Annotated in this window: 8 protein-coding genes and 1 rRNA gene; 3 read left to right on the top strand and 6 right to left on the bottom strand. The window is 65.2% G+C overall.

The features are described 5' to 3' along the window. Positions 1 to 214 precede the first annotated feature (214 nt). Together rrf and ASG86_RS07640 are read left to right on the top strand one after the other, a co-directional pair. Positions 215 to 331, top strand: a 5S ribosomal RNA gene (gene rrf / locus ASG86_RS07645). Between the two features lie 142 nt (positions 332 to 473). Next, positions 474 to 989, top strand: a complete 516-nt coding sequence (locus ASG86_RS07640) for a hypothetical protein (RefSeq protein WP_056332184.1) — start codon at positions 474 to 476, stop codon at positions 987 to 989. Positions 990 to 997: 8 nt separating this feature from the next. Here the strand turns inward: ASG86_RS07640 and ASG86_RS07635 are convergent, their stop codons facing one another. Together ASG86_RS07635 and ASG86_RS07630 are read right to left on the bottom strand one after the other, a co-directional pair. Then, on the bottom strand, positions 998 to 2,053 hold the full coding sequence (locus ASG86_RS07635; RefSeq protein WP_056332182.1) for a LacI family DNA-binding transcriptional regulator: 1,056 nt from the start codon (positions 2,051 to 2,053) through the stop codon (positions 998 to 1,000). A gap of 2 nt (positions 2,054 to 2,055) precedes the next feature. Then, positions 2,056 to 3,777, bottom strand: coding sequence for a glycoside hydrolase family 13 protein (locus tag ASG86_RS07630; protein WP_235565131.1), 1,722 nt, complete (start codon positions 3,775 to 3,777; stop codon positions 2,056 to 2,058). Between the two features lie 188 nt (positions 3,778 to 3,965). Between ASG86_RS07630 and ASG86_RS07625 the strand changes: the two genes are divergently transcribed. Continuing rightward, a complete protein-coding gene (locus ASG86_RS07625) occupies positions 3,966 to 5,336 on the top strand; it encodes an FAD-binding oxidoreductase (RefSeq protein WP_056332178.1) in 1,371 nt (456 codons plus the stop codon). 3 nt (positions 5,337 to 5,339) lie between these two features. Here ASG86_RS07625 and ASG86_RS07620 read toward each other — a convergent pair whose 3' ends face one another. The 4 genes from ASG86_RS07620 to ASG86_RS07605 form a co-directional block, all read right to left on the bottom strand. Beyond that, positions 5,340 to 6,758: a DUF4032 domain-containing protein gene (locus ASG86_RS07620; RefSeq protein ID WP_056332175.1), complete on the bottom strand. Its 1,419-nt coding sequence runs from the start codon at positions 6,756 to 6,758 to the stop codon at positions 5,340 to 5,342. Between the two features lie 114 nt (positions 6,759 to 6,872). Next, positions 6,873 to 7,955: an ABC transporter ATP-binding protein gene (locus tag ASG86_RS07615; protein ID WP_018772048.1), complete on the bottom strand. Its 1,083-nt coding sequence runs from the start codon at positions 7,953 to 7,955 to the stop codon at positions 6,873 to 6,875. A gap of 216 nt (positions 7,956 to 8,171) precedes the next feature. Further along, entirely contained in the window at positions 8,172 to 9,005 is an 834-nt protein-coding gene (gene otsB, locus ASG86_RS07610) for a trehalose-phosphatase (protein WP_056332174.1), read from the bottom strand. After that, positions 8,995 to 10,497, bottom strand: a complete 1,503-nt coding sequence (locus tag ASG86_RS07605) for an alpha,alpha-trehalose-phosphate synthase (UDP-forming) (protein WP_056332172.1) — start codon at positions 10,495 to 10,497, stop codon at positions 8,995 to 8,997. Before ASG86_RS07605 ends, otsB begins: the two co-directional genes overlap by 11 nt. Positions 10,498 to 10,596: the final 99 nt, after the last annotated feature.

Genomic DNA, 10,596 nt, shown 5'->3' with positions numbered 1-10,596 from the left:
ACTCGTGAAGCTGACCGGTACTAATAGGCCAACAACTTACACCACACAGACATATACAAAACTCTGCTTGCGTCCACTATGTGGTTCCCAACCAACAACCCCCGGCACCCGGGGAATGGTTGAACGGAACCAACACAACTGAATAACAACACCACAATGTTGTAACCACAGTTTTCCCACACCACCCCCACGGGTTGGTGACGGGTACAAGGGTTACGGCGGTCATAGCGTGGGGGAAACGCCCGGTCCCATTCCGAACCCGGAAGCTAAGACCCACAGCGCCGATGGTACTGCACCCGGGAGGGTGTGGGAGAGTAGGTCACCGCCGGACACACATTAAGTAGGACCCTGACAACGGAACGTCAGGGTCCTACTACTTTAAGCACTTGTTTAACTACTCAGCTGCGCGCACCCAGCCCCTCCTCCTGGCTGCGTGCCGCCTCCGCAGGATTACGCCGGTAAAGTATTTCCCCATGAGCAGCATCTTCAGCCACGCACAGGATCCTTTTGACGACGCTGGACAGCGGGCAACTGATCCCCTGGAACCGGTGATGAACACCGTCGTTGTCCCTGGCCCCGTTGCCCGGGCTTTCGCTGGCTTTACCGACCACACCCACTTGTGGTGGCCCTTGGACCAGCATGGTGTCTATGGTGCAGGCTCATACGTCGAGTTTGAAGAGAACCTGATCCTCGAAACCGCAGACGACGGCCGCACCAGTATCTGGGGAACCCTTGATGACTGGCAGCCGCCGCTCTCGTTCCACGCCAGCTGGCATCCCGGGACCACGGCGCTGTGGTCCACTGAGCTCCTGGTGGTATTCCGCGCCGTCGACGCGGGAACGGAAGTCCGGGTCTTCCACGAAGGATGGGAGGGCGCCGAGGATCCTGCTGCCGCGCGCCAAGGGTACGCGGAGGCCTGGCCGCTGATCCTGGACAGGTATGCCCGCTTCATGGGAGCGGAGGACGCCCCGGATGACTCCCTGGGGTAACTCGTTGCCTAACCCCGGTGCTCGGCTGTGTCCGGCGGCACCGCGGTGCTGCTCCTGACCACAAATTCTGTTGGGTATTCCTGGTCCCGCGCTCCATCCCCGGCCGCGCCGCCGTCGGACTGTCCTCCGGGGCCGTCCAGCAAAGCCAATGCGGTGGCAGCCGCCAGCCTGCCCTGGCCCTTCGGATCCTGGCTGATGGTGGTCAGGCCGAACGTCTCTGCAAGTTCGTGCCCGTCAATGCCCACGACGGACAGATCCCGCGGGACCTGAAGGCCGAAGTCCCTCGCGGCGAGCATGATGCCCACTGCCATCTCATCCGACGCCGCAAAAACTGCGGTGGGGCGTTCAGTGGAAGTTCCCAGCAGCCGGCGGCCCGCTGCATATGCGCCCTGAATGGTGAAGTCGGCCGTCGCCTGCCACTCCTGCCGCAGCGGCAGTCCCGCGGCTGCCATTGCCGCAGCAAACCCCTTTTGCCGGAGCTGCGGAAGCTTGAAGTCGCGGTTCAGGGCCGCGTCCCCTGTGACATGGGCGATCCGGGTATGGCCCAGCCCGATCAGGTGCCGTGTGGCCATCATGGCCAGGCCCTCGTCGTCGATTCTGATGGTCGAAGCGCCACGCAGCGCCCCTCCGATGCCCACAATGGGACGGTGCACGGCGAGCAACTGGCCGATTTCCTCGTCGCTGAGCACCAGTGCCACCGCGATGACGGCATCCAGTCGTTTCCGCAGCAGGAAGTCATTCAGGATGCTGCTGCGGTGCTCCGGCTGCTCGCCCACGTTGTACAGCGTCAGGTCATAGCCCGCGTCCAGCAGGGTTTCCGAAACACCCTCCAGGACCGAGGAGAAGTACCATCGGTGGACGTTCGGTACCACCAGCCCAATGTTGTGGTTCCGTCCGGACGCGAGGCTGGACGCGTGGTACGACGGGACGAACCCGAGTTCCCGCGCCGCCTCCTGTGCAAGGCGGCGGCTCCGGGATGAGACGTTGGACTTGCCGCTCAGCGCCCGGGAGACGGTGGCGACGGACAGACCGGCCCGGCTGGCAACTTCTTTGATGCCCGCCATTGTCAGTCTGCAGCAGGAATGCTGATCCAGGCTGTCTCGCCCGAGGCCAGGAGTCTTTCCGTGCCTGACAGGTCACTGCGGACAAGGACGCGGCCCGCGGGCATCTCCAGCGGCTCGTGGTTCAGGTTCATAAGCACCAGCGTAGTGCCGTTCACATACCCCAGCGAGGACCCGGTGCACCAGTCCTCGGCCCAGGACAGGGAACCCCTGCCCAGGTCCAGGTCCCTGCGGCAGGCAAGAGCGGAGCGGTAGAGGGACAGGTGCGACGACGGCGACTCCGCCTGCAGGTCCCGCGCCAGCCCGCCGAACGAGGCAGGAATGGGCAGCCAGGGATCGCTGCCCGAGCTGAAGCCCAGGTGCTTGTCCCCGGCCCGCCAGGGCAGCGGCACCCGGCAGCCGTCACGGCCAAGCCGCTGACCCCCGGTACGCGCGAATGTCGGATCCTGGCGCAGGTGGCCGGGGATGTCGATGCCATCCGGCAGCCCCAGCTCCTCGCCCTGGTAGAGATAGGCGGCGCCGGGCAGGCCCAGCATGAACAGTGAAGCGGCAGCCGCGCGGCGCCGGCCCAGTTCCTCATCCGGCTGGGGATCGGCCACCCCGATGCCGTCACCGTCGCGGGGACCATGGCCGTTGTAGCCAAACCGGGTGGAGTGGCGGACCACGTCATGGTTCGAGAGAACCCAGGTGCTCGGAGCGCCCACGCCGTCCAGGACGGTCAGGGAGTCCGTGATGACCGAGCGCAGCCGGTAGACGTCCAGGCCGGCATGAAGGTAGGGAAAGTTGAACGCCTGGTGCATCTCGTCCGGCCGGACCCAATGCGCCAACCGGTGGAGGTCCACGCTTGCCTCGGCGCAGAGGATGCGGTCCGGGCCGTACTCGTCCAGGATCAGCCGCCAGTTACGGTAAATGTCATGGACCGCGGGCTGGCCGAACATGGGTGCCTCGTGGCCCGGGTAGCCGTCACTGCTGCCGCCGTCCGCGCGACCGCCCCAAGCAGGCAGCCCCGGCGCCTTCACCAGGGCATGGGCAACATCCACCCGGAAACCGGAGACGCCCCGGTCCAGCCAGAAACGAAGCACACGCTCGAACTCGGCATGGACGGCCGGGTTGTCCCAGTTGAAGTCCGGCTGCGAGGAATCGAAGAGGTGCAGGTACCACTGGCCCGGCTGGCCAGCCGTGCCTTCTACCCGCGTCCAGGCGGGTCCGCCGAAGTGGGACTGCCAGTTGTTCGGCGGTTCCTGTCCGTCGGGGCCCGTTCCGTCGCGGAAGATGAACATGTCCCGCTCGGGGCTTCCGGCCGGCGCAGCAAGGGCTGCCTGGAACGCGGGGTGCTGGTCGGAGCAGTGGTTGGGCACCAGGTCCACAATCACCCTCAGGCCCAGCCGGTGGGATTCAGCCATCATGACGTCGAAGTCGCCGAGCGTGCCGAAGATCGGGTCCACGTCGCAGTAGTCGCTGACGTCGTATCCGGCGTCGCGCTGCGGGGAGCGGTAAAAGGGTGAGAGCCACACGGCATCGACGCCCAGGTCTGCGAGGTGCGGCAGTTCCTCGGTGATTCCCGCGAGGTCTCCGACGCCGTCGCCGTTCAGGTCGCGGAACGACCGGGGATACACCTGGTAGATCACGGCGGAGCGCCACCAGCCGGGAGCGGTGTCGGCAGCATGGATGAGCGTCAGGGGACCAGCAACGGCAGAGGTGTCGTGGGTCACAGTATCGACAGACATGAGAGTCAGCATAGCGTCGGCGGCGCGTTAATGAAAACGCTTCCATTCCTCGTTACGGAAGGTATCCCGCCACTCTCCTCGTCTCCCAAGCGACGGAACTGGAAGCGGTTGCAGGAAAACCGGGCCCGAATCGGGCGTGCAGGACGGCCTAAACTGGGGAGATATGTCCGACGACGGGTGGAGGCTTTGTGGGAAGCATCGTTGACGAGCTGGATGCGATCCTGGTGCAGGGGCAGGTGGATGTCAGCAAGGTCTCGCTCCGGCGGTATGCCATTGACCAGGCGCCCGTCATCGATTTCCAGCTTCCCCTGGCGGTGGTGTTCCCGGAATCAGTTGCCGATGTCCAGGCAGTGGTAAAGGCCTGTGCCGACAGTGGCGTGGACATTGTCCCCAGGGGCGCAGGCACTGGAGTATCCGGCGGTGCCCATGCCACCAGGAACTGCATCATCCTCTCACTGGAGCGGATGAACCGGATCCTCGCCGTGAACCCCGATGATGAGACTGCCGTGGTGGAGCCCGGAGTGGTCAATGCCGTCCTCAATGAGGCCGTCGCAGCGCATGGGCTTATGTACGCCCCCGATCCTGCCAGTTTCCGAAGCTCCACCATCGGCGGCAACGTCGCCACCAACGCCGGCGGCCTGCGCTGCGCCAAATATGGGGTCACCAGGGATTCGGTCCTGGCGCTGGACGTCGTCCTGGCCGACGGATCCCTCATCCACACAGGCCACCGAACCTTCAAAGGCGTGGCGGGCTACGACCTCACGGGCCTGTTCGTGGGGTCTGAAGGAACCCTGGGCATCGTCGTCGGAATTACTGTGCGGCTGAAGTACCTGCCCCGGGAAGTCCACACCGTGGCCGCCTTCTACCCGGACTTCAGGAGTGCCGCAGCAGGGGTCCTGGCCGTAGGCAAGGCACGCGTCCAGCCCGCCATCATGGAACTGCTCGACGGCGGCACCCTCGCCCAGCTCGATGACATCCACGGCTCCGACCTCACCGCCCGCGGAAAATCACTGCTGCTGATCCAGACGGACGGGTTTGGGGCCGCCGCCGAGGCGGAGGTGGTCCGCCAGGTCCTCCGTGAAGGCGGGGCGACTGTCAGCACGGAGGCAAGTGCCGAAGCGGAGCGGCTGGTGGAACTCCGCCGGCACAGCAGGGGGACGGAGGTGGACGACGAGTACCGCGTCGGCGAAGATGTGGCTGTTCCCCGGTCCCGGCTGGTGGACTACGTCGCAGAGCTGGAAGCCATGGCCGCCAGGCAGCAGGTGCACCTGAAGGTGGTGGCCCACGCCGGTGACGGCAACCTCCACCCCACCTTCTGGATCGACCGGCAGGGGGCAAGCGTGGACTCCGCGGCGATGCAGCGGCTTCAGGTGGCGCTGGACGAGTCGATTACGGCCGCATTGGAGATGGGCGGCACCATCACCGGCGAGCACGGTGTGGGCCAGTACAAACTCCGGTGGCTGGGGCAGGAGCAGCCGGAACCGGTCCGGGAACTCCAGCGCAAAATCAAGGACCTGTTTGATCCTGCGGGAATCCTCAACCCCGGTAAGGCGATCTAGGACTTAGTCGTCCGAGTCCGGATACTCGTCCACGGATTCATCAGCACCGTAGCGGGACTCCTCGTTCTCCACCTCAAGGATCTTCAGCAATTCGGTGTCCGGGTTCAGCATGATGGCGGCTTCATCCCGCCGGTGCCGCAGGATCGAGTCGATGTAGGACTGCACGGCCTCCGCCAGCGGAATGTGGCGTTCCTGCTTCTCGGACATGTACCAGCGGTGTTCAAGGACCTCGTGGACCACCTCTGCGTGTTCCAGCTTGCCGGACAAGTCGCGGGGGATGGCGCGCACGATTGGTTCGAAGATCTGGCTGACCCACAGGTGGGCACTGTATTCCTCATCCATTTCCGGGTTGTTGTCCGCGCGGAAGGAGTCCATGTCGTTCAGGAGGCGGCGCGCCTGGTTCTCCTGGGCGTCCAGGCCCGTGAGCCGCAGCAGCCGCCGCTGGTGGTGCCCAGCGTCCACCACCTTGGGCTGGAGCTGGATGGTCGAGCCGTTCTGCGTGGTCTTGATGGCGTATTCCTCGACGTCGAAGCCGAGTTCGTTCAGGCGGCGGATACGGGCACTCACCCGCCAGCGTTCGCCCAGTTCGAAGGATTCCTTCTCTGTCAGCTCAGCCCACAGCCGCCGGTAGCTGTCCATGATCAGCTCGCTGGTGGCCACCGGGTCCACCTTTTCCTCGATAAGCCCGCCGTCCAGGAGGTCCATCAGCTCACCGGCGATGTTAACGCGGGCAATTTCCAGGTCGTATTCGCGCTGACCGGTGGAGAGGTCCGGGTAGAGCTCGCCCGTTTCGGCATCGACCAGATAGGCGGCGAACGCGCCGGCGTCACGGCGGAACAGGGTGTTGGACAGCGAGACGTCGCCCCAGTAGAACCCGATCAGGTGCAGCCGCACCATGAGCAGCGCCTGGGCGTCGATGAGGCGGGTGAGGGTGTCCTTGCGCAGCATCTGCGAAAAGAGCGCGCGGTACGGCATGGAGAATTTCAGGTGCCGGGTTACCAAAACGGGGTTCAGCGGGCGTCCGTCCGGGGTGGTACGGCCGGTGATCACGGCCACGGGCTCCACGCAGGGCACATCCAGCCGTGCCAGCTTGCGCAGCATGTGGTACTCGTGGCGGGCCACATGCTCGGAGGTTTCCTTGATGGCGATGACCGAGCCGCCAAGGTGGGCGAAGCGCACGATGTGCCGGGAGATACCGCGGGGGAGTGCCGCCAGGTACTGGGCCGGCCACTCTTCGAGCGCAATGTGCCAGGGCAGGTCCAGCAGCTCGGGATCCGCCGCTGCGGCCGTGATGCTCAGCGATGAGGCTACCGAGGCTGCCTTGTTGTCATCGGCACTGGCGGCCACGAACCGCGGCAGCTTACCCACCTGGGCGTAGTCGGTGGGTTCGTCATGCCACTGGGCGCTGTGTTCCTCGGTCATGGGCTCAATTCTTCCGTAGATGGACGCGGCCAGCTAATTCTTCTGCAGGCACGGTTAAACGCCGACGGCGGCCATCCAGTAAGGAAGGCCGCCGTCGGTTGGTCGGTGCTTAGGTCAGTCGCCCAGGCGCAGGCCGGTCTTGGTGTCGAACAGGTGCACGTGGCCCGACTGCGGACGGACGTAGATGACCTCACCCTTCATCGGGGGGCGGCGGCCGTCGACGCGTGCCACGATGTCGTGGTCCTTGCCATCCAGGGTGGTGTGGCCATAGACGTAGGCGTCGGCGCCCAGTTCTTCGACGACGTCCACCTCAACCTTCAGGCCTTCACCGTGCGGAGCGGTTTCCAGGTCTTCCGGGCGGCTGCCCAGCGTGACGGTGGAGCCGTGTGCCTCTTCGAGGACGTCGCGCGGCACCGGGTAGACGGTACCGCCGAACTGGACGCCACCGTCGACGACGGGAAGTTCCAGCAGGTTCATGGCGGGGGAGCCGATGAAACCGGCAACGAAGACGTTCTTCGGGCGGTCGTAGAGGTTGCGCGGGGTGTCAACCTGCTGCAGCAGGCCGTCCTTCAGCACGGCGACGCGGTCGCCCATGGTCATGGCCTCGACCTGGTCGTGCGTCACGTAAACGGTGGTGACGCCCAGGCGGCGGGTCAGGGATGCGATCTGGGTGCGGGTCTGGACACGGAGCTTGGCGTCCAGGTTGGACAGCGGCTCATCCATGAGGAAGACCTGCGGGTTACGGACGATTGCGCGGCCCATGGCAACACGCTGGCGCTGGCCGCCGGAGAGTGCCTTCGGCTTGCGGTCCAGGTACTGCTCGAGGTCCAGGAGCTTTGCGGCTTCGCGGACGCGCTCGGCGCGCTCTTCCTTGGAGACGCCGGCGATCTTCAGGGCGAAGCCCATGTTGTCGGCCACAGTCATGTGCGGGTACAACGCGTAGTTCTGGAAAACCATCGCGATGTCACGGTCCTTCGGCGGAACATCGGTGACGTCGCGGTCGCCGATCAGGATCCGGCCTGCGTTGACGTCCTCAAGGCCTGCGAGCATGCGCAGCGAGGTGGACTTACCGCAACCGGAGGGTCCAACGAGGACCAGGAATTCGCCATCGGCGATGTCGATGTTGAGCTTATCGACGGCGGGCTTATCTGTGCCCGGGTACAGACGCGTAGCGTTATCAAAAGTAACTGTAGCCACAGTTATCAATCCCTTCACCGGCAGGTACGTGCCGGACGATCCGTTGTGAATGGTTCATGTTTATTCAGTTGTGTTCCCACAAAATGCTCCGCGGCTAAGCGGAGCACCACGTGACGCCGCACGGTTGCTGTGCGCCACATCACACCCAAGAGTATGCCAGAAGTTGCTTCTTTTATCGCAAATGTTACGAATGTCACATGTGCTGCCGGCCACGGCCTATCCGGAAGCGGCTTGGGGGTCTTCCTCGGCGACGGCGACACTCCGCTCCTGGAGCAGCGCCTCAAGCAACTCGGCGATGTGGACAGGTGCCTCCACCCGGTATTGGGCCTGGGTGAAGTCCAGGCCCACCTTAACCCCTACATCGCCTGGTTCAAGCCGGCCAAACGCGTCCTCGTCCGTGACGTCGTCCCCGGCGAACAGCACGGCGGTGGCCCCGGTGGCCTGCCGCAGGAAGGTGACACCTTCGGCCTTGGACGCGTTGACCACCGAGGTCTCCAGGACACGCTTGCCCTCCTTCAGGAAGACACCCTTGCGGTCCTGGAGCACTGACCTTGCCGCTGACACCGCGTCCTCGGCCACGTCGTCGTCAGCCTGGCGGGTGTGCAGGACGACGCCGGCGGGCTTGTATTCCAGGGACGTGCCCGGTGCCTCCGCCACAATCGCCGCCAACTCGGCCCGCACCTCTTCAAGGAGCGCTTTTTGGCCCTCATCCAGGGCAAGTTCCGTGGAACCCGGCCCCAGCCAGGCCTCGGCGCCGTGGCTGCCAATCAGCAGCGTGTCCACCGGCGGGGACGCAACCTCCCGCAGGCTGGCGAGGGCACGGCCCGAGATGAGCGCCGTCGTCGTTCGGGGAAGCACCGCGAGCCCTGCGAACGCCGCCGCTGAACGCGGAAGCGGCCGCGCATCCTGGGCGCGGTCCACGATAGGTGCCATGGTCCCGTCAAAGTCCATCGCCACGAGCAGGTGCTCTGTCGCGGCAATCCGCCGCAGCGCTTCCCGGAGTTCCGGGGTAAGAGCCAGCGCCGCCTTGGTGCGGCCGTCAGGAGTCATCGCGGACCACCTTCTCGTTCAGGGCACGCAGGAAGTCGGCGGACCAGTGGTCCACGTCGTGGTCCAGGATCTGTCGGCGCATGGACCGCATGCGCCGGGACGCTTCGCGCGGGGTGAGCTCGACCGCGGTCATGATGGCGTTCTTGAGGCCCGCGATGTCGTGAGGGTTGATCAGGAGGGCCTGTTTGAGCTGGTCAGCCGCACCCGCGAATTCGCTCAGGACCAGGGCGCCATCGTTGTTGTTGCGCGCGGTGACATACTCCTTGGCCACCAGGTTCATCCCGTCACGGAGGGCCGTTACCAGCATGACGTCCGCGGCCAGGTACAGCGCCACCATCTCCTCCACCGGGTAGCTGTGGTGCAGGTAGCGGACGGCGGTGTTTTCCAGGGTGTCGTAGGTGCCGTTGATGTGGCCCACGGTTCCTTCCACCTCCTCGCGCAGGAGCCGGTACTGCTCCACCCGTTCACGGCTGGGGGAGGCCACCTGGATGAGGGTGGCATCGCCCACTGTGAGGCGGCCGTCCGCGAGGAGCTCCTCGAAAGCCTTCAGCCGGTGGCGGATGCCCTTGGTGTAATCAAGCCGGTCCACGCCGAGCAGGATGGTCTTGGGATTGCCGAGGTCCTGCCGGATCTGCCGGGCGCGTTCGATAATCTCCGGCCTGGCCGCAAGTTCGCTGATCTGCTTGACGTCGATCGAGATGGGGAAGGCCTGCGCCCGTGCGATGTGCGTGATCCGGCCGTCATGGCCCTTAACATGCACCTGCTGCTGCTTGACGCTGGCGCCCAGGAACCGGCGCGCGGAACGCATGAAGTTTCCCGCGTCGCTGGGCCGCTGGAAGCCCACCAGGTCTGCGCCGAGAAGGCCGTCGATGATGGCCTGGCGCCAGGGGAGCTGGGCAAAAATCTCCGGCGGCGGGAACGGGATGTGGTTGAAGAACCCGATCCGGAGGTCCGGCCGGGCCTCGCGGAGCATCCGGGGGACCAGCTGCAGCTGGTAGTCCTGGACCCAGACCGTGGCGCCCTGGTCCGAGTGGTGCGCGACGGCGTCGGCGAACCTGCGGTTGACCTTGCGGTAGGCGTCCCACCAGGTCCGGTGGAACTCCGGGGGAGCGATGACATCGTGGTACAGCGGCCACAGAGTGGCATTGGAGAAGCCCTCGTAGTACAGCTCCACGTCGTCTGTGCTGAGCTGGACGGGGACAAGGTCCATTCCGCCATGGCTGAACGGCTTCACGGTCTCGTCCGGTGCCCCGTGCCAGCCAACCCACGCGCCGTCGGTCTTGGTCATCATCGGCGCCAGCGCGGTTACCAGGCCGCCGGGGGACCTGCGCCAGCCTGATTCGTCGTCAGGGCCGTCGCCTGCTGCAACCCTGTCGACGGGCAGCCTGTTGGAGACCACCATGAAGTCATACTTGGTGTGGCCCGCGTGGCCGGAACCGGAGCTGCCGGCTGTTGCTTTGCCTGCGGGTTTTTCCTGGACGGGTGTTTGCATTGCTGCCCCCTGGGTTGCTTGTGCCTCTAAGCCACCCTAGCCGGACGGAATCATCGGGGCTATTCGTCCGTTGGTCAACCCGAAGGAATGGTTGAAACC

This window comes from Arthrobacter sp. Soil764 (genome assembly GCF_001428075.1).
In the GTDB taxonomy this organism is placed as follows: Bacteria; Actinomycetota; Actinomycetes; order Actinomycetales; family Micrococcaceae; genus Arthrobacter.
The sequence above is the reverse complement of the archived record's forward strand: the minus strand, read 5'-3'. Positions and strand labels throughout refer to the sequence as shown.

Coding starts and splice junctions, on each gene's coding strand:
- ASG86_RS07640 (WP_056332184.1), top strand. CDS start 474: ATGAGCAGCATCTTCAGCCACGCACAGGATCCTTTTGACGACGCTGGA.
- ASG86_RS07635 (WP_056332182.1), bottom strand. CDS start 2,053: ATGGCGGGCATCAAAGAAGTTGCCAGCCGGGCCGGTCTGTCCGTCGCC.
- ASG86_RS07630 (WP_235565131.1), bottom strand. CDS start 3,777: ATGTCTGTCGATACTGTGACCCACGACACCTCTGCCGTTGCTGGTCCC.
- ASG86_RS07620 (WP_056332175.1), bottom strand. CDS start 6,758: ATGACCGAGGAACACAGCGCCCAGTGGCATGACGAACCCACCGACTAC.
- otsB (WP_056332174.1), bottom strand. CDS start 9,005: ATGACTCCTGACGGCCGCACCAAGGCGGCGCTGGCTCTTACCCCGGAA.
- ASG86_RS07605 (WP_056332172.1), bottom strand. CDS start 10,497: ATGCAAACACCCGTCCAGGAAAAACCCGCAGGCAAAGCAACAGCCGGC.